We start from the raw sequence: 19730 nt of genomic DNA on the forward strand, positions 1-19730 counted from the left end.
CCTCGAAACCCCCGCCACCACCCACCCCGAACACCACCTCCGCACCACCCTCCACCACATCACCGACCCCCACCTCCAACACCAAGCACTCACCAAACTCAACACCCTCGAAACCGCCCGCACCCGCGTTCAAGAAGCCACCAATGCCGATGAGTTGGCGGAAGCGCTGGCCGCCCTGGAGGCCGACTTCGTCGAGCTGACCGCGGCGGCGGCCGCCCGCTCCAAGGGCGCCGGTACCGCCCCCGGCCGGGCACTGGTCTACGCCGACTGCGAGCGCTCCGCGACCGCCACCGTCGGCAGCGCCGTACTCGACGCGCTCGGCCCGCTGGACCTGCTGATGACGAGTGCGAACTGGCTGACGTCCAAGCTGGCCGCACGGGTGCTGACTCTGGCCGAGCAGGTCTACGACCGGCTGGCGGCGGGGCTCGACGACGAGGGCACCGGCGGCGAGGTGGACCTCGCCACCTTCTGGTTCGCCTGCATGCCGATCCTGCACGGCGACGCGGTGGCCGAAGCCGACGCGCTCCAACAGGAGTTCTGGCGCCGCTGGGCCCGCATCCTCGGCCTGCCGGACTCAGGCCTGCCGGACACAGACCTGCCGAACGGCGAGCGCGAGCTGCGGCTGAGTTCGGCACAGCTCGCCGACCGGGTCCGCGCCGAGTTCGACGAGCCCGGAGCCGGCTGGACGGCGGCGCGCTACCTCAGCCCGGACGTGATGATCGCCGCCACCGACGCGGACGCCGTCGAGCGCGGCGAATTCACCCTGGTACTCGGCGAGTTGCACGTCGCGACGAACACGCTCGGCGCCTCGCTCTTCGTCCACCAGCACCCCGCGCCGGCCGAGCTGTTCGAGCAGACCACCCGCGACCACCCGGGGCCCCGGCTGATGCCGCTGCTGCCCAAGGAGCACAAGGCCCGGCTCTCCGGCCGGGTCCGGCACGCACTGGTCCGCCCGGAGGACTACCAGATCGCGCTGCTCGACAACGCCGCCGACCCGAACCGCCCGCGCACCGTGCCGAGCGCCGACGTGGTGGTGGAACGCCTCGGACAGGCCCCGGGCGACCGACTCGTCGTCCGGCTGCCGGACGGCGCCGTCTTCGACGTGCTGGACGTGTTCAGCCACGCGCTCACGACGCTGGTGATGGACCTCTGCAAGATCCTCCCCGAGGCCGACCACTCGCCGCGCCTCACGGTGGACAAGATGGTGCTGGCCCGGGAGAGTTGGCGCTTCACCGCGAGCGAGACCGCCTTCGCCCAGGAGAAGAACGAAGCCCGCCGCTACGTCCGCGCCCGCCACTGGCAACAACAGACCGGCCTGCCCCGCTTCGTCTTCGTCGTCTCCCCCACCGAACCCCGCCCCTTCTTCTGCGACTTCGACAGCCCCGTCTACATCAACATCCTCGCCAAAGCCATCCGCCGCCTCACCACCAAAGACCCCAACGCCCACCTCACCATCTCCGAAATGCTCCCCACCCCCGAACAAGCCTGGCTCACCGACGACCAAGGCAACCGCTACACCAGCGAACTACGCCTGGTCGTCCTGGGAAGCTGAAGCCAGGGCAGGCACACCGAAAACCCCCGGGGAAACTCCCCGGGGGTTCTTCCGTCCGCACCAACGCCCGTCAGCCGACCAGCACATGCCCGTCGCCGGCCCGGTGCACCCGCGAGCGGCGCAGGTTCTGCGTGGCGAACGTGCGCTGGAGCCAGCGGTCCTGGCCGTCGTAGCGCGGCGTGAAGCCGGTCCGGCCGTGCACCGTCACGCGGTTGTCCACGATGGCCAGGTCGCCGGGCGCCAGGTAGTGGGTGAGCGCGTGCTCGGCGAACAGGCCCTGGAGCTCCAGCAGCGCGTCGGCGGCGCGGTCGGTGAGCGGCGCGGTGGCCGCGAAGTCGACCAGCAGGTCGGGGTCGTCGGGCGCGCCGCTGAGCACCGGGTGCGGCACCGGCTCGGCGTCCGGCATGCCGAACGAGGGCGGCGGCGCGGTGGCGAACTCGGGGCTGGAGAGGGCCTCCCGGTGCCGGTCGGCGAGCAGCTCGCGGACCTGGCGGATCGAGGCCGTGCGCAGGCCGGCCACCCGCTCGTGGTCGGCCCGCAGGCAGGCGAGCAGCACGTAGTCCGGGCGGTGCGGGTGGAACGCGTTCTCGTTGTGGAAGGTCAGCAGCACCGAACCCTCGTTGCCCTGGAACTCCTCGTTGCCCGGCACCGGCACGACGTCGTGCACCATCGCGCCGGACTTCTCGGGCCGGAACGAGATCGGGTCGCCGAGCGCGCTGGTGACCAGCATCAGCGCGGCGGCGGGGACGGTCGCCTCGCGCTGCACGGACCCGGTCGCCATCGGGGTGTCGGGGACGAGCTCCTCGTCCACCGGCAGCCCGCGGATCACGAAGGCCCCCGAGGGGCCGCTGTCGCGCCGGAACGCCGTCAGGGACTTGCGCAGCCCGACCGGCAGGTCATGCCAGCGCTCACCCGCCGCGCGCAGCCAGGCCGGGTCGTCGATCCGGCCGCCGGCCACCGCCAGCAGCCCGGCGGCGACCTCCTCGACCGCCAGCGACTGCGCTCTGCTCAGGCTCACCATGCCGGCGGGTACGCCGACTTCGAGGCCGATCGACATCGGTTCACTTCCTTCGGGACGTCAGGATTGTTGGTCAGCAGGCTGGTTGTCGGGCAGCGCGCGGCGCCGGCCGGCCGCTGTTGCGGCGGGCCGGCGCCGCGCGCCCGACGAAGCTCCGGTCAGTCGGACTTGAGCAGCCCGGTCAGCACCTCGGCGACCACCGCGACGTGCGGCGCGCGCAGCACTCCGAGGTGGTTGCCGGGAACCCGGTGCACTTCGAGGCCGCCGCTGGCCAGCTCGGACCAGCGGGCGGTGTAGTCGGCGAAGCTGACGCCGAGCGCGACCTCGTGCTCGCCGGCGGCCACCTCGTCGCCCGCGATCAGGTGCAGCTGCCCCGGGTAGGGCTCGTGCCGGTAGTCCAGCCGGGTCTGCAGCAGCTCACGCCAGACCCGGACCCGGGACGGCCAGAACTCGTCACCGGGGATCGGCGGGTCGATCTCGCCGTCATCGACGATCACGTTGAGCACGGCGGTCGCCTGCTGCTGGATCGCCGGCACCGCGTCCGGCGCGGCCACCGCGAGGTCGGCGAGCAGCGACTCGGCCAGCCGGAACCTGGCCATGAACTCGTGCATGTTCTCCCGCTCGTAGCTGTCCAGCGCGGGGTCGAGCAGCACGAACGTGACGGACTCGCCGGCGGCGCGCAGCCGCCTGGCCATCTCGGTGGTGATCTGGCTGCCGCCGCACCAGCCGAGCAGCTGGTACGGGCCGGTCGGGGCGATCCGGCGCAGCTCGGCGAGGTTGAGTTCGGCGATCTGGCCGATGCTCTCGGGCGCCGGGCAGGGCCGGGTCAGTCCGGGCCACTCGAAGGCGGCGACCGGCTGGTCGGCGTCCAGGTGCTCGGCGAGCTGGGCGAACCAGTGCGCGCTGCCGGGGTGCACGCAGAAGAGCGGGGGCCGGGTGCCGCCTCGGCGCAGCCAGACGATGGCGTCGGCGGTCTGCGTGGCGGCGGCCGGGTCGGTCTGCTCCGCGCCGGCGGTCGTGCCGGTCGTGTCGGTGACCAGCCGGGCCAGTTCGGCGATGGTGCGGTGCCGGTAGAAGTCCTGGAACGAGAGCCGGATCCCGTGCTCGTCACGGAGTTTGACGATCACGCGCATCACACCGAGCGAGTGGCCGCCGAGCTCGGTGAAGCTGTCGTCCACCCCGACCCTCGCCACGCCCAGGACCTGCGACCAGGCGCGGGCCAGCACGTTCTCCACCGCCGTGCCCGGCGCGCGGTAGCGGCTGCCGGTGGCCGCGCCGGTGAAGGCCGGCAGCGCGGCCGTGTCCACCTTGCCGTTCGGGGTGAGCGGCAGTTCGTCGAGCAGCAGGTAGCCGGTCGGCACCAGGTAGCCGGGCAGCAGCCGGCCGAGCAGGCCGGGCAGCGTGGCCGGGTCGAGCTCGGTGCCGTCGGCCGGGACCAGGTAGGCGACCAGGTCCTTCTCGCCGCCGGCCGTCGTCTGCACCCGCACCGCGACGTCCTGCAGTTCGGCGACGCGGTGCAGCACCGCCTCGATCTCGCCGACCTCGATCCGGTGGCCGCGGATCTTCACCTGGTGGTCCACCCGGCCGGCGAACTCCAGCACGCCGTCGGCTCGTTGGATGGCCAGGTCACCGGTCCGGTAGAGCCGGGCGCCGGGCTGCGCGGCGTACGGGTCCGGCACGAACCGCTCGGCGGTCAGGCCCGGCCGCTCCACGTAGCCGCGCGCCAGCTGGGCGCCGCCGATGTAGAGCTCGCCGGCCACCCCGGTCGGCACCAGCTCCAGGTTCCGGTCCAGCACCCGCATCGTGGTGTTGGCGAACGGGCGCCCGATCGGCAGCACGCCGGCTTCGAGCTCGGCGGCCGTGCCCTCCAGGTACGAGCAGCCGACGGTGGTCTCGGTCGGGCCGTACTCGTTGTCCACCACGGTGTCCGGCGCGTGCTGCGCCCAGCTGGAGACCATCTCCCGGGTCAGCTCCTCGCCGCCGGCGATCAGCCGGCCTGCCGCACTCCGCAGCGCCCCGGGCGACAGGGTCTGGTTGAGCAGCGCCAGGTGCGAGGGGGTGAGCTTCAGCAGGCCGAAGCCGCCGCGCTCCAACTCCGCGACCAGCGCGTCGATCCCGGGCGTGCCGTCGTCCTCGGTGATGGTCACCGCCTGGCCGGAGAGCAGCGCCGGGAAGAGCGAGGTGACCGGCAGGTCGAAGGCCATCGAGGAGTACAGCGGCGCGCCCGAGCCGCCGAGCGGCGTGTAGGTCGCGAGCGACCAGCAGAGGTAGTTGACCAGGTTGCGGTGCTCGATCATCACGCCCTTCGGCGTGCCGGTCGAGCCGGAGGTGTAGATGATGTACGCGAGGCCGTCCGGCGTCGCGAGCGGCGCCGGGTTCTCGGCCGGCTGCTCGGCGATCAGCGTGTCCTGATCCAGCAGCACAGGCCGCGCAGGGCTCTCGGCCACCAGACCGACCAGCGCGCTGTCAGTCAGCAGCACCTCGGCACGGGTCTCGGTGAGCAGCGCGGTGAGCCGCTGCGCGGGGTGGCCCGGGTCGAGCGGCAGGTAGGCCGCGCCCGCCTTGAGCACCCCGAGCAGCGCCGCCACCAGCTCGGGTCCGCGGCGCAGCAGCACCCCGACCCGGGCTTCGCGGCCGACGCCGAGCGCACGCAGCCGGTGCGCCAGCCGGTTCGCGCGCTCGTTGAGCTCGGCGTAGTCGACGGTGGCGCCGTCGGCGCAGCGCAGCGCGACGGCATGCGGGGTGCGCGCCGCCTGGCGCTCGAACAGCTCGTGCAGGCAGACGTCCGGGTAGTCGGCGTCGGGACCGGCCGCGACCGAGAGCAGCAGCGCGCGCTCGTCCGCGTCGAGCGCGGCGGTGCGCGCGTCGCCGTTCGGGTCGGCGGCCATCGCCTCCAGCACCCTGCGGTACATCGCGGCCAGCCGCTGCCCGTTGGCGCGGCTGATCCGCTCGGGCCGGGCCGAGACGTACAGCACGCCGGGGAAGGTCCAGACGTCCAGTCCGAACTCGTTCGGGCTGACGTCCACCACCTTCGCCGACTCGATCTGGCGGCTGTCCAGCACGTGGAAGTCCAGGTAGGTGAACGCCACATCGACCAGCGGTGTGCCACCGCCCCAGGCGCGCTGCATCTCGGGCAGCGGGAAGCGCCGGTGCGGCCAGGCCGCGACCTCCTCGGCGAAGACCTGCCCGACGAGTTCGGCCCAGCTGGCGCCGGTCAGCTCCACGCCGAGCGGCAGCGTGTTCAGGTGCATGCCGCGCACCGCCTCGCCGCCCTCGGTCTCCAGCCGCCCGTTGCAGACCAGGCCGGTGTGGAACCGGTTGGTGCCGCCGATCACGCTGAGCACCTTGAGGTGCGCGGCGAACAGCACGCTCTTCAGCGGCGCCCCGGCGGCGGCGGCGAGCCGGCGCAGCGCGGGCTCCAGGTCCCGGAACGACACCGTGACCTGGTACGGCAGTTCGGCGGCCTCCGGCGCGGCGGCCCAGCCGCCCGGCAGTTCGATCCGGTCGTAGCGGCCGGTGCGCTCCTGCCAGAACGCGCGGTCGGCCGGGTCGGCCAGCGAGCGCTGCTCCAGCGCGATGTGGTCGGCGAACCGGACGGTGTGCCCGGCGGGGGCAGCGCCCTCGCGCCCGTCCCGGATCGCCCGGTAGTCGGCCATCACCTCGCTGATCAGCGAGTGGTGGCTCCAGCCGTCGAGGATCGCATGGCACTCGATGAACGAGAGCGTCCAGCGGTCCTCGGCGGTCTGGTGCACGTGGAAGCGGAGCATCGGCGCGCGGGTGACGTCGAACGGCTCGCGGCGGGTCCGGGCGGTGAACCGCTCCAGCTCCTGCCGGGCCTGCTCCTCGTCCAGCTCCCGGAGGTCGGCGTAGCCGACTTCCAGGTCGCCGGTGGCGTGCACGAGCTGCAGCGGCTCGGAGAAGCGGGTGAGGTCGAAGCTGGTACGCAGGATCTCGTGCCGCTGGGCCAGCAGCGTGGCGGCGGCGCGCAGCGCGGGCAGCGAGAACGGCGCGTCATCGACGAACGGGAAGAGCGTGATGTTGTGGTACGGGCTCTCGTCCCGGTCCGCGATCATCTGGTAGACCATGGCGGCCTGCACCATGGAGAGCGGGTAGGCGTCCGCCAGCTCCGCCGGCAACTTCGCCCGGTCGGCCTCCGAGAGCAGGGCGAACGGCGCGACCCGCTGCTCCTCGACGCTGGCCGCCGCGTCCGGGCGCGCCGCCTCGGCGAACCGGGCCAGGCCCTCGACCGTCTGGTGGACCAGCAGGTTCTGCACGGTCAGCTCGACGCCGCGCGGGCGCAGCGCGCCGACCACCCGGATCGCCCGGATCGAGTCGCCGCCGAGCGCGAAGAAGTTGTCGTGCACGCCGACCTGCGGCACCCCGAGCACCTCGGCCCAGGTCTGCGCGACGAGCCGCTCGACCGGGCTCCGGGGCGCGACGTGCTCGCCGACCAGGGCCCGGGAGGCCGCCGGGTCGGGCAGTGCGCGCCGGTCCACCTTGCCGTTCGCGGTCACCGGGAACGCGTCCAGCGGCACGAAGAGCGCGGGCACCATGTAGGCGGGCAGCGTGCGGCCGAGGTGTTCGCGCAGCTCGGCGACGTCGAGCGAGCGGCCCGCCGCCGGGGTCAGGTACGCGACCAGCCGGGCCTCGCGGTCGCCGGCCTCGCGGTGCGCGAGCACCACGCTCTTCTCCACGTCGGGGTGCCCGGTCAGCGCCGCCTCGATCTCGCCGGGCTCGATCCGGTAGCCGCGGATCTTCACCTGGTCGTCGGCGCGGCCGAGGAACTCCAGGTCGCCGTCCGGGCCGAACCGGGCGACGTCACCGGTGCGGTACATCCGCGCGCCGGGCACCGGCGAGTACGGGTCGGGCTCGAACCGCTCGGCGGTCAGCGCGGGCCGGCCCAGGTAGCCGCGGGCCAGTCCCGGCCCGGAGACGTGGATCTGGCCGGGCACGCCGACCGGTACCGGGTTCAGCTCGTCGTCGAGCAGGTAGGTGCGCAGGTCGCCCAGCGGGCGGCCGATCGGGCTGCGCCGGGCGGCCGACACCTCGGCGGCGCTCACCCGGCGGTAGGTCACGTGCACGGTCGTCTCGGTGATCCCGTACATGTTGACCAGCGCCGGCGTGCGGTCGCCGAACCGGTCGAACCACGGCGCCAGCTCGGCCACGTCGAGCGCCTCGCCGCCGAAGACCACGGTGCGCAGCGCGAGTTCGGCCGGTGCCAGGGCGGTCTCGGTGACCGCCTCGACCAGCCCGCGGAAGGCGGACGGGGTCTGGTTGAGCACGGTGACCCGCTCGGCCACCAGCAGGTCGAGGAAGTCCTTCGGCGAGCGCGAGACCGCGAACGGCACCACCACGGCGCGGCCGCCGTGCAGCAGCGCGCCCCAGAGCTCCCAGACCGAGAAGTCGAAGGCGTAGGAGTGGAAGAGCGTCCAGACGTCGTCCGGCCCGAAGCCGAAGTCCTGCTCGCAGGAGCTCAGCAGGCGCAGCACGTTGCCGTGGGTCACCGGGACGCCCTTCGGGGCGCCGGTGGAGCCGGAGGTGTAGATGACGTACGCGACGTCCTCACTGGTGCAGAGCGGCGCCGGGTCGGTGTCCGGCACGGCGGCCAGGTCGCCGAGCGGCAGCACGGTGGTCACGCCGGGCAGCTGCTCGGCGGCGACCACCAGGGTGACGGCGGCGTCGCCGAGCATGTACGCCAGCCGGTCGGCCGGCTGGGTCGGGTCGAGCGGCAGGTAACCGGCGCCGGACTTGAGCACGCCGAGCAGCGCGACCACCAGGTCGAGCCCGCGGTCGAGGCGGACGCCGACCAGCGTGTCCGGCCCGGCGCCGTGCGCGCGCAGCCGGTGCGCGAGCCGGTTGGCAAGGGAGTTCAGCTCGGCGTAGCTCAGCCGCTCGCCCTCGCAGCTGACCGCGATCGCCTCCGGTGTCTGCGCCACCCGGGCCTCGAACGCCTCCGGCAGCGAGGCCGCGGTCGGGTAGCGGTGGCCGGGGCCGCTCCACTGCGCGAGCTGCTCGCGCTCGGCGGCGGTGAGCAGGTCGAGCGCGCTCGCCCGGCCGTTCGGGTCGGCGGCGATGCTCTCCAGCAGCCGCAGCAGGTGGCCGACCAGCCGCTGCGCGGTGGCGGCGTCGAAGAGCGCGGTCGCGTACTCCAGCTGGCCGCCGAGCGAGCCGTCCGGGCGGGTGGCGAGCGCGAGGCCGAGGTCGAACTTGGCGCTCTGCCAGCCGACCGGCTCCTGCTCGGCGCGCAGGCCGGTCAGCGCGGTCGGCTCGTTGCCGGCCAGCTGGAAGACGACCTGGAAGATCGGGTTGCGGGACGCGTCGCGGGTCGGCGCCAGCTCGTCCACCAGCCGCTCGAACGGCGTCTCCTGGTGCGCGTAGGCACCCAGCGCCGTCTCCCGGACCCGGGCCAGCAGCTCGGTGAACGAGACGTCGCCCGAGAGGTCGGTGCGCAGCACCACGGAGTTGACGAAGAGACCGATCAGCTCGTGCGTCTCGGCCTGGTCGCGGCCGGCCACCGGGCTGCCGACCACCACGTCCGTCTGCCGGCCGTACCGGCCCAGCAGCAGCTGGAAGGCGGCCAGGAAGACCATGAACGGGGTCGCGCCGTGCGCGCGGCCGAGCGTGACCAGCGGCTCGGCGAGCTCGGCCGGCACGGTGAACGCGACGCTCGCGCCGGAGCTGTCGCGCACCGCCCCGCGCGGCCGGTCGGTCGGCAGCTCCAGCGGCTCCACGCCCGCGAGCTTGGTGCGCCAGTAGTCGAGCTGCTCCGCGAGCCGGGCGCCGCTGAGGCGCTCGCGCTGCCAGCCGGCGAAGTCCGCGTACTGGACCGGCAGCGGCGTCAGCGGCGAGGGCGCGCCGGCTGCGAACGCCGAGTAGAGCCGGTCGAGTTCGCCGAGCAGCACGGACTCCGACCAGCCGTCGGAGGCGATGTGGTGCAGCGTCAGCAGCAGCACGTGCTCGTCGTCGGCCGGCCGGATCAGCAACGCCCGCACCGGGTGCTCGGCGGCCAGGTCGAACGGACGGGTGCCGTCCTCGGCGACCAGCTCGTCGACCCGCAGCTCGGCCGCGGCGCGCTCGGTGCCGCGATCGGTGCCGCGGTCTGTCCCGCGCAGGTCGACGGTGCGGAACGCGACCCGGCCCGGCTCGTCGACGACCTGCACCGGCTCGTCGTCCAGTGTCGCGAAGCGGGTGCGCAGCACCTCGTGCCGGGCGGCCAACTCGTCGAGCGCCCGGCGCAGCGCCGCCGCGTCCAACTCGCCGCGCAGCCGCAGCCGCAGCGGCATCAGGTACTCGGTGCTGCCGGGCTGCATCCGGTCGAGCATCCAGAGCCGGCGCTGCGCGAACGACGGGCGCAGCGCGCCGTCCCGTGCCACCGGCGCGATGCCGTCGGACCGCTTCGCCTTCGCCAGGCCCTGCAGGCGCCGCTGCAGCAGCTCCGCGCGGGAGATCGAGCTCGTGCTCATCCTTCGCCTTCCTGTGTGCGCGGTAGGCCGACCGCGGAATCGGGTGGTCGGGGACTGACCGGGGGCCGGGTTCAGCCTGCACAGCGGGCCGGGGCCGGGCGCAGAGTCAGCGCGGCGCTCCTTCGCGCAGCGGTTCCCGCGCACATGAGTGCCGGTCCTTCTCTGTCCCGGGCGGTCGTCGGCCGCCCAGCATCGCCCTATGACTGAGAAGGAGCCGCCGACCGATCAGGGCCCGCCGACCGATCAGGTGCCGTCAACCGAGCAGGTGCCACCGGCCGAGCAGGTGCCGTCGCTGCTGCGCAACCGTGACTTCCTGCTGCTCTGGCAGGGTTCGGCGGTGTCTGGCCTGGGCTCGAACGCCTCCAGCGTCGCCTACCCGCTGCTGGTCCTCGCGCTGACCCGCTCCCCGGTCAACGCCGGCCTGACCGGCTTCGTCGCGCTGCTGCCGCAACTGCTCTTCCAGCTCCCGGCGGGCGCGCTGATCGACCGGTGGAACCGCAAGCGGGTGATGATCTGGTGCGACGTGCTGCGCGCGCTGGCCATCGGCAGCATCGCCGTCGCCCTGCTGGCCGGCCGGCTCTCGCTGCCGCACATCCTGGCCGTCGGGTTCTTCGAGGGCACCCTGACCGTCGCGTTCCGGATCGCCGCCTCGGCGGCCGTGCCGAACGTGGTGCACTCCTCGCAGCTCGCGCTCGCGCTCTCCCGCAACGAGGCGCGGGCACGCGGCGCCGCGATGCTCGGCCAGCCGCTCGGCGGGATCCTGTTCGGGATCGGCCGGGCGGTGCCGTTCCTCTTCGACGCGCTGAGCTATGCCTGGTCGCTGGGCGCGCTGCTGCTGATCCGCAAGGACTTCCAGGTCGCGCGGACCGGCGAGCGCCCCCGGGGGCGCATCGCTGCCGAGATCGGCGAGGGCATCGGCTGGCTGTGGCGCCACGCGTTCCTGCGCACCACGACGGCGCTGATCGCGGGCAGCAACCTGCTCTTCCAGTCGCTCTTCCTGACCGTGATCGTGATCGCCGGCGGCGGCAAGGGCGGCTCCTCGGCCGCGATCGGCGTGATGTTCGGCGTCGCGGCGGTGGGCGGCGTCCTCGGCTCGCTGGTGGCGCCCGCGCTGGAGCGCCGGCTGTCGATGCGGGTCGTGGTGGTCGGGTCCAACTGGGCCTGGGCGCTGCTGGTTCCGCTGCTGCTGCTGGTGCACAACGCCTACCTGATCGGCGCGGTCTACGCGCTGATGTGCTTCGTCGGCCCGGTCTGGAACGTGGTGACCTCGGCCTACCAGCTCGCCGTCACCCCCGACCGGATCCGCGGCCGGGTGCTCGGCGCGGTCGGCCTGGTCGCCTTCGGCGCCGTCCCGCTCGGCTCCCTGGTCGGCGGCCTGCTGCTGGACTGGCTGGGCCCGCACGCGACCGTCCTGGTGCTGGCGGCCTGGATGCTGCTGCTCGCCGTGGTCGCCACCCTCAGCCCGGCCGTCCGCGCCGCCCCGAGCCTCGCGGACGCCCAGCCTGTGGCGGACGAGCCGGCAGCGGACGCGCAGGCGCAAGCCGCGGTCGCGACGGCCTGACCCACCGCCGGCGGGCGCGCGGGCCGGCCCGCGCACACCCCCCCCCCCCCCCCTCCCCCCCCCCCCACCCCCTCCCCCCCCACCCCCCCCCCCCCCCCCCCCCCCCCCCCGCCCCGGCAGTCACTGCGGTCACGAAGGGCTGGTTCCTGCGCAACGTACCGCTGTCACAGCGCAACTGTGGGTACGGTGACCGTGAGCCGCCCGGCCCACCGGTCGGGCGCCGGCTGCTGCGCAGGGGGTCTGCTGATGTCCGCTCGGGACGACCACGGGGATACGGCGCTTCACGGGGGCCCCGGACAGGCCCCAGGCGAGCCGCGCCCGCTGGGCCCTCTCCTGGGCGCATGCTGAACCCCGGCACCGCCCTGGCCCGGGTCCTGGTGGACGAGTTGGCCCGGGGCGGCGTCACCGAGGCGGTCATCGCGCCGGGCTCGCGCTCGGCCGCGCTCGCGGTGGCCTTCGCGCAGCACCCGGGCATTCGCCTGCACGTGCGGATCGACGAACGCTCGGCCGCCTTCCTGGCGTTGGGGCTCGCCAAGGCGTCCGGCCGGCCGGTCCCGGTGGTCTGCACCTCGGGCACGGCCGCGGCCAACTTCCACCCGGCGGTGCTGGAGGCCGAGCACGCCCGGGTGCCGCTGGTGGTGCTGACCGCCGACCGGCCGCCCGAGCTGCGCGGCACCGGCGTCAACCAGACCATCGACCAGACCGGGCTGTACGGCGGGGCCGTCCGGTTCTCGACCGAACTCGCCGTCGCCGAGCCCCGGCGCGGGATGAGCGCCTACTGGCGGTCCGTGGTCTGCCGGGGCCTGGCGGCCGGGCGCGGGCGCGGCCCGATCCACCTGAACGTGCCGTTCCGGGTGCCGCTGCTCGCCGAGCCCGGCGACGAGGAGTGGATCGACTCGCTCGACGGCCGTCCGGACGGCGGCCCCTGGACGGACGTGGCGCCCACCGGTGCCCCGGCCATCGTCCCGGAGCTGCTGGATCCGCCCGAACGCGGCCTGCTGGTCGTCGCCGACGGCGCGCAGGATCCGCAGCGCGCGGTGGCGTACGCCGAGGCGGCGGGCTGGCCGGTCCTCGCCGGGCCCACCAGTGGCGCCCGGCACGGACCGAACGCCATCACCACCTACGGTCACCTGCTGGCGGTCCGGGAGCTGGCCGAACGGCTGCATCCTGACCTGGTGGTGACGGTCGGACGCCCCGGACTGGTCCGCCAGCTGCTCGCGCTCTACCCCCGGGTGCGGCACCTGGTGATCGCCCCGCCGGACCGCTGGCCCGACCCGACCCGCACCGCCGCCCGGGTGGCCGGCGCGCTGCCCGAGGCCACCGCGCTGCCGGGCGGGCCGCGGCGCACCGGCGCCTGGCTGGAGCGGTGGCGCCGGTACGAGGCGGTGGCCCGGCAGACGCTGGACGCGGCGCTGGACGGGCACGAGCAGCTCAGCGAACTGCGCCTGGCCCGCGACCTCGTCGCACTCGCCGGCCCGCAGGCACTGCTGTTCGTCGGGTCGAGCATGCCGATCCGCCATCTGGACCTGACCATGGGCGTGGGAGCTGCCGCGCGGGTGCTGGCGAACCGCGGGGTGAGCGGCATCGACGGCTGCGTCTCGACGGCCGTCGGCCTGGCCCTGGCCCACCAGCGCGGCGGCTCGAGCCCGGCCCTCGCGCTGCTGGGCGATCTCGCGCTGGTGCACGACCAGGGCGGCCTGGTGATCGGCCCCGGTGAGCCGCGCCCCGACCTGACGATCGTGGTGGCGAACAACAACGGCGGCGGGCTCTTCTCGCAGATGTCCTACGCCGCCCTGGGAGCGGACTTCGAGCGGCTCTTCGGCACTCCGCACGGCGTCGACTTCTCCCTGGTCGCGGCCGCGACCGGCTGGGCGTACCAACGCATCGACCGGGCCGAGGAGTTGCCCACGGCGCTGGCCGGCGGCGGCACCCGGCTGGTGGAGGTCCGCACCGACCGGGCCGCCAGTGCGGCGCTGCTGCGCGCGACGAAGTCGGCCGTCGCCGAGGCGCTGCGCGACTGCGAAAGGTCCGGGTGACGGGTGTCCCGGCCACGGCGCGCGCCCCGGGCGCTGATCGACATCAGCCCGCTGCGCGGGAACCCCGCCTTCGCCCGGCTGTGGACCGGGACCACGCTGTCCGCCTTCGGCGGCCAGCTGAGCTCGTACGCGATCCTCTTACAGAGCTGGACGATCACGCACTCGGCGGCCGCGGTCGGCGGCACCGGGCTGGCGATCGGCCTGCCGCGGATCCTCTTCGCACTCTTCGGCGGCACCCTGTCCGACCACCTGGACCGGCGGCGCCTGGTCCTGCTCACCAGCCTCGGGCTGTGCGCCGGTTCGGCCGCGCTGACCGCGCAGAGCGCGCTGCGGCTGGACAGCATGCTGCTGCTGTACCTGATCGCCGCCGCCAAGGCCGTGCTCTCCGCCGTCTCCGGGCCGGCCAGGGCCACCTTCGTGCCCTCGCTGCTCGGCAGCGATCAACTCGCGGCCGGGATCGCGCTGAACCAGATGAGCAGCCAGTGGTCCGTCCTCGCCGGGCCGATGCTGGCCGGCTGGCTCACCACCTGGTTCGGTCTGACGGCCTGCTACCTGCTCGACAGCCTCAGCTACCTCGCCTCGCTCTACGGGGTCTACCGGCTGCCGGACCTGACGGCGCCGGTCAAGAAGCGCCCTGGCCTGTCGGCGATGACGGACGGGCTGCGCTACCTCGCGGGCCGCCCGGCCGTGCTCGGCTGCCTGCTCGCCGACCTCTGCGCGACCGTGCTGGCCTATCCGGTGGCGCTGCTGCCGGAGCTGAACAGCGACTACTTCGGCGGCGCCTCGCAGACCCTGGGATACATGATCTCGGCGATCGCGGTGGGCGGCATCGTCTCCAGCCTGCTCTCCGGCCGGGTGACCGCGTTCGGCCGGCCCGGCCTGCTGGTCCTGCTGGCGGCCATGGTGTGGGGCGCCTCGATCGCCGTGCTGGGGCTGCTCGGCTCGTCGTGGATCATCGTCGGCCTGCTGCTGATCGCGGGCGCGGCCGACACCATCAGCGTGATCAGCCGGGGCATCGTGGTCCAGCTGTCGACCGAGGACGCCTACCGCGGGCGGGTCAACGCGGTCTCCCAGTCGATCGGGGTGGCCGGCCCGGCGCTGGGCAACTTCCGTGCCGGGCTGGCCGGTTCGCTGCTCGGGGCGGAGCGGGCGATCGTCCTCGGCGGGATCACCTGCCTGGGCGGCGTCGCGCTGATCTACGGGCTGATGCCCTCGGTGCGCAGGTACTCCGCGCCGGCCGCCGGTCTGGTCGCGCAGCACGACTGAGCCGATCGGAGGTGTAGCCAGCCCCGGCTCAGGGCGCGAAGGCGAGGTAGCTGGCCACGGTGATCAGCGAGAACGGGACCAGCCCGCGCGGCTTCAGGAACGTGAAGACGGCATGCATGCCCAGCCCCACCCCGAGGCAGAGCAGCCGGACCGGCCCGTACAGCAGGCCCAGCGGCAGCAGCAGCTCGACGCCGATCGTCGAGAGCGCGAGCAGCCGCCAGCGCCGGACGTCCACGTCCCGCCCCTGGCTGAACGGCCGCCAGGCCCAGCCGGGCAGACAGTACTCCCGGTAGCTCACCTGGTCCCTGGTCCGCTCCGCGACGTGCACCACCTGGGCCAGCACCCGGCCCGAGCGGAACTGCGCGGAGCGCAGCTTCATCCAGGCCGAGTTCCAGTACAGGTGCGTGGTGGTGAGCGCGATCAGGCACTGGGCCCAGGTGTTGGCCGTGCTCTGGGTCGCGTCCAGCCGCAGCAGCGAACCGGAGGCGCCGGCCAGCAGCAGGTAGAGGCCGTTCAGCATGAAGTAGACCGGGTGCTTGCGCGGCTCGTAGACCAGCTCGACGGCCAGGAAGCCGATCACCAGGATCAGGCAGGCAGCGGTCCAGCACCCGAGCAGCACGCCGAGCGCCGCCAGGCAGCGCAGCACCGCCAGCGCCCGGTAGCTCTGCGCGATCCGCAGCCCCAGCACACCCTTGCGGCGCACCAGCTGGAAGCGGTTGAAGGTCCCGGGGTCGAACCGGTGCCAACCCCGGTGGCGGAAGGTCTCCAGGAACTTCCACAGGCAGCCGAGCCCGAAGAGCATCCGGAACAGCTGGACGCGCCACTCACTGGTCAGGGTGCCGAAGTTGTGTGCGAGCGCGTTCCACATCCACACGGGAGTCCACAATCGTCAGGTCGAACGTCTTGGCGTTCCCGTAGAACGTGCCGCGGCCGCTCACCTGCCCGTCCCGGGAGAGGAACTCCAGCAGCAGGTCGAACTCGCGCGGGGTGATCCAGGGAGCGTGCGCCGGCAGGTGGTGGAACATGTTGACCGCCGTCACCTGCCCGTCCGCGGTCGTCAGCTCCAGTTCGGCGACGACCGCGCAGTGGCTGGTGAACATCGGCCACCGGAAGAAGCCGCCCTTGCGCCGCAGGTAGCCTGCGTAGAGCATCCAGGCCAGCAGCGCCAGCGTCAGCCCGCTCTTCAGGCCGAAGCCGCCGGGGTCACTCACCGCCGGCTCCCCCGGTCACGCGGAAGCGGTCGTCCAGCTTCTGGTAGGCCGCGTCGCGGGCCTCCTCGGTGGCGTACGCGAGTGCGAACACCAGGCCGCGGATCTCGTCGAAGGGCGTGGCGAGGATCATCCCGGTCCGCTCGACCGGGTCGTAGCCGCAGCCCGACTCGGCGGCCGCCTCCAGGAACTCGTCGAAGCCGACGACCTTCCAGTGCGCCGGCCAGTGGTACTCGACCACGGTCCGCTCCGGCCGGCGCCACACATCGACGACCCGGTGCGCGATCGCCTCGTAGAGGTGGGCCGAACCGGAGACCTGCGCGTTGACCTCGGTGAACACCACCTCGCCGGTCGGCTCGACCACCGCGTCCGCGCTGAGGTAGCCGCGGTAGCCGACCGCGCCGTACGCCTCGGCGAGCCGGCGGCCGAGCGCGATCAGGCGCGTCCGCACCTGGTCGGGCTGGCCGCGCAGCGGGACCGCCTGATGGCTGAGCCGGCGCCCGACGTAGAACAGCGTGCCGGTCTCGGTGGGCCGCGCGCCGCCGTCCCCGACGTGGTACTCCGAGTAGACCGAGGTCGACCGCTGCCGGAACTCCTCCACCACCACCGGGAACCGCCCGCCGGCCGAGGCCCAGTCCCAGCGGTCCAGCCAGTAGGCGCGGATCCCGGCCGGGCCGGGGGCGAGTCGGTGCAGGTGTTTGGCCCCCGCGTGCGCCGTCTGCACGGCGTCGTCGCTGACCAGTACCTGGTTGCCCGAACCGGCGCCGTTGTGGGCCTGCTTCACGAAGACCGCGGCCGCCGTGGCCAGCAGTCGCCCGGTCGCCTCGACCGCTTCGTCGAGGCTGCGGCACACCTCGCCGGGCGCCGTCGGCACCCCGGCCGCAGCGGCCAGGGCGCGGAAGTTCGCCTTGTTGTTGACGAGTTCGCCGCCGCCCTGGGCGAAGAAGTCCGCGGCGGGCAGGCTGTGGGAGAGCCGCAGTGCCTCGGCGAAGCGCGAGACCTGCGCCGAGGGCCAGAGCGCGAAGACCTCCTCCACCTCGGCGGGCTCCGCGATCCTGGCCGCGACCGCGCGACGGAATCCCTCGTCGGCCAGCCGCGGCGGGTCGAGCAGATGGCGGCCGTACTCGCCCGGCGGCGGCACCAGGACGGTCAGCGACGAACGGTCCACCCCGGTCAGCGAGGTGACATAGCGCAGGAAGGTCTCGTCCGGCTCATCGGGAAGGATGATCAGATCACCGTCCCTGGCGAACCACAGAATGCGCTGGGTCCAGGACCGCATGTCCTTGCGCAGCCGGATCGACACGTCGATGTGATTGCCGATGAGGACCCTCATGTCCTGCCACTCCTTCGGTCGGCGCTGTCCACGGGAGGAACGCGAGGCCGCAGGGTGGTACCCGAACGGCCCCGCGTCGTTATTCAGCGACGGGAATTCAGCAGTCGTGCTCGGTGTCGTTCATCTCGTCCCACATGGCGATCCCTCCTTTCCTCTGCTCGTTTCGGTGATAGGACCGCGACTTCTGCACCGCGACTTCACAGCGCGGCCTCAACACCGCGACTTCGCGGCAGCGGCCCTACCAAATCCGGGTCACCGGTAGTCTTCGAGCCCGCCGTCGCGGACCGTGTCGAGCGTGAAGCAGTGGAATCCGCCGCCGAAAAGCCGGCGATGGCGATGGCGGACCGGCACGACGGTGAATCCCGCGCGCTCCAGCGTCTCGCGCAGTTCGACACAGGCCTCGTTGACGAGCACGGTTTCCGGGCTGACCGAAAGGACGTTCAGGTCGATGTACGGGCTGGCGAGCAGCAGGTCGCCGTCGTCGTAGGACGGGAAGTTCCGCGGGTCGGGCTGCGGCGGCACGATGATCTTCCACCGCCTGAACGGCTCGGGCAGCAGGTCGGCGATTCCCTCGTGGCGGGCCAGGAACACGCCCGGCCGCAGCGCGAGCAGCATGCTGTCGATGTGGCAGTCGCTCATCCGGTACGCCCGGTGGATCCGGTAGCGGTCCCGCAGGTGCCGCTCCAGCCAGTCCACCGCGAGCCGGTGGTTCTCGGTCGCGACGTTCACGATCAGGTCGCGGCCCAGCCGGATGCACTGGGCGCCGTCGAGCATCATCTCGAAGCCGACGTCGTACGGCGACGCCTCGGGCTCGCCGATCGGCTCGGTGGGTCCGCCCAGCGTGGTCTCGGCGCTGCGCGCGAACGACAGGTCGAAGGAGTGGTCGGTCAGCAGCGGCCTGGGCATGGTGGTCCAGCGCGCGCCGGCCTCGTAGTAGCGCCGGTAGACCGGCTCCAGCAGCCTGGTCTCCAGGTACCGCGAGCGGATGGCCGGCGGGGTCTCGATGATCTCGTCGCCGAGGATCAGCGTGTTGTCCCGGATGTTGAGCGGCGGAACCGGCATCGCCTGCCAGCCGAAGCCGCTGATCGCCGGCGCGTCCTTGGCGAGCGTCATCGGGCGGTGCACCGTGACGCCCAGCGAGCGCAGCACGCCGGCCAGGCCCTCGACGTCCTCGTGGAGCTCCTCCGCGTAACGCTGCTTGATGCCCCAGCTCCGGTCCTCCGCGGTCGGCCGGCTCGCCCGGTTCAGTCGCGGATAGGCCCAGTCGGAACGGAACAGGTTCTCGTGGAAGAACAAGTCGAACGAGAGTTCGCGGTCGTGCGACGTGTAGTTCTCGGCCGACCCGACGACGACTTCCCTGAGCGGGGACCACTCGTTGTGGCTGTTCAGCTTCACGGCAGGCACCTTCAGCTAGGTGATCAGGTCTGCGAGAGTGAGCCGGGAGCCGCAAACGGCTTTGCTGGGCTCCGGTTGTGATTGATCGGCGAAGTAATTCGGCCGTCAAGGAACCCGGATCGGTGACGTGACCGGGTCGCAGCAAAAAATCTGCCGGATCCTCAGTCCGCTGTCAATGGCTGGAACTTCGCATCCCGACCACCCGCTCTTTCGATCATCCGACGGCAGCCGCGGAAACGGCCGGTGCCCTGCCACCCCGGCATGCGGGGGTGACAGGGCAGGGATGACAGGGCAGGGGTGACAGGGCACCGGCGGTGCTGAGGATGACGGAATCACCCCTCCTGAGCCAGGAGTTCGGCGACCTCCTCGTCGGTCAGCTCCGCGATGTCGGCCTCCACGGCCTCGCGGACCACCTCCGCCAGGGTCGCCACGGTGGTCGCCTCGAAGAGCCGGCGCAGCGGGATCGTCACGCCGAAGACCGCGACCAGGCGGGCCAGCACCCGGGTGACCAGCAGCGAGTGCGCGCCGAGCAGGAAGACGTCGTCGTGCACGCCGATCCGTGCGATGCCCAGGATCTCGGCCCAGGCCTCGGCGATGAGTTGCTCGGTCGGATCGCTCGGCGCGGCGTACGGGGTCTCGTCGGCGAGGCGGTCGGCGACCGGGGCGGGCAGGGCCTTGCGGTCCACCTTCTTACTTGAGGTGAGCGGCAGTTCGGGGAGCGTGGACCAGAGCGATGGCACCATGTACTCGGGCAGCCGCGCGCCCGCGTACGCCCGCAGTTCGGCGACGTCCGGCGCCGCGTCGCCGTTCGGGACCAGGTAGGCGACCAGCCGGCGGTCCCCCGGCTGCACGTCCCGGGCCACCACCGCGACCGCGCGGATCCCCGGGTGCTGGGCCA

The 19730-nt window shown here is 73.2% G+C and carries 11 protein-coding genes; 4 read left to right on the forward strand and 7 right to left on the reverse strand.

Translation table 11 applies throughout. The annotated features are described in order from the left end of the window. A partial coding sequence (locus tag AC060L_RS36610; RefSeq protein WP_483803318.1) for a lantibiotic dehydratase occupies positions 1 to 1552 on the forward strand: 1552 nt, incomplete at its 5' end. Positions 1553 to 1622: 70 nt separating this feature from the next. Here the strand turns inward: AC060L_RS36610 and AC060L_RS36615 are convergent. Both AC060L_RS36615 and AC060L_RS36620 read right to left on the reverse strand, forming a co-directional pair. Further along, positions 1623 to 2609 carry a TauD/TfdA family dioxygenase gene (locus AC060L_RS36615; RefSeq protein ID WP_483803319.1) on the reverse strand — a complete coding sequence of 329 codons (987 nt, stop codon included), beginning with the start codon at positions 2607 to 2609 and terminating at the stop codon, positions 1623 to 1625. Positions 2610 to 2728: 119 nt separating this feature from the next. Continuing rightward, entirely contained in the window at positions 2729 to 10033 is a 7305-nt protein-coding gene (locus AC060L_RS36620) for an amino acid adenylation domain-containing protein (RefSeq protein WP_483803320.1), read from the reverse strand. 199 nt (positions 10034 to 10232) lie between these two features. Between AC060L_RS36620 and AC060L_RS36625 the strand changes: the two genes are divergently transcribed. From AC060L_RS36625 to AC060L_RS36635, 3 genes are all read left to right on the forward strand, one after another. After that, positions 10233 to 11594: an MFS transporter gene (locus AC060L_RS36625; protein ID WP_483803321.1), complete on the forward strand. Its 1362-nt coding sequence runs from the start codon at positions 10233 to 10235 to the stop codon at positions 11592 to 11594. A 341-nt stretch (positions 11595 to 11935) separates the two neighbouring features. After that, a complete protein-coding gene (menD, locus tag AC060L_RS36630; RefSeq protein WP_483803322.1) occupies positions 11936 to 13630 on the forward strand; it encodes a 2-succinyl-5-enolpyruvyl-6-hydroxy-3-cyclohexene-1-carboxylic-acid synthase in 1695 nt (564 codons plus the stop codon). Positions 13631 to 13633: 3 nt separating this feature from the next. Continuing rightward, a complete protein-coding gene (locus tag AC060L_RS36635; protein WP_483803323.1) occupies positions 13634 to 14896 on the forward strand; it encodes an MFS transporter in 1263 nt (420 codons plus the stop codon). Between the two features lie 28 nt (positions 14897 to 14924). On the opposite strand, the gene AC060L_RS36640 is transcribed toward AC060L_RS36635, so the two are convergent. From AC060L_RS36640 to AC060L_RS36660, 5 genes are all read right to left on the reverse strand, one after another. Continuing rightward, complete coding sequence (locus AC060L_RS36640; protein ID WP_483803324.1) at positions 14925 to 15764, reverse strand: hypothetical protein; 840 nt, start codon at positions 15762 to 15764, stop codon at positions 14925 to 14927. Continuing rightward, positions 15721 to 16107 carry a hypothetical protein gene (locus AC060L_RS36645; RefSeq protein ID WP_483803325.1) on the reverse strand — a complete coding sequence of 129 codons (387 nt, stop codon included), beginning with the start codon at positions 16105 to 16107 and terminating at the stop codon, positions 15721 to 15723. The genes AC060L_RS36640 and AC060L_RS36645 overlap by 44 nt, the downstream gene beginning before the upstream one ends. Continuing rightward, positions 16100 to 17437 (reverse strand): preATP grasp domain-containing protein, encoded by a 1338-nt coding sequence (locus AC060L_RS36650; RefSeq protein ID WP_483803326.1) that lies wholly within the window; start codon positions 17435 to 17437, stop codon positions 16100 to 16102. The genes AC060L_RS36645 and AC060L_RS36650 overlap by 8 nt, the downstream gene beginning before the upstream one ends. 252 nt (positions 17438 to 17689) lie before the next feature. Then, positions 17690 to 18832 carry a glycine amidinotransferase gene (locus tag AC060L_RS36655; protein ID WP_483803327.1) on the reverse strand — a complete coding sequence of 381 codons (1143 nt, stop codon included), beginning with the start codon at positions 18830 to 18832 and terminating at the stop codon, positions 17690 to 17692. Positions 18833 to 19164: 332 nt separating this feature from the next. Continuing rightward, a partial coding sequence (locus AC060L_RS36660) for a phosphopantetheine-binding protein (RefSeq protein WP_483803328.1) occupies positions 19165 to 19730 on the reverse strand: 566 nt, incomplete at its 5' end.

The organism is Kitasatospora sp. NEAU-69 (genome assembly GCF_057158765.1).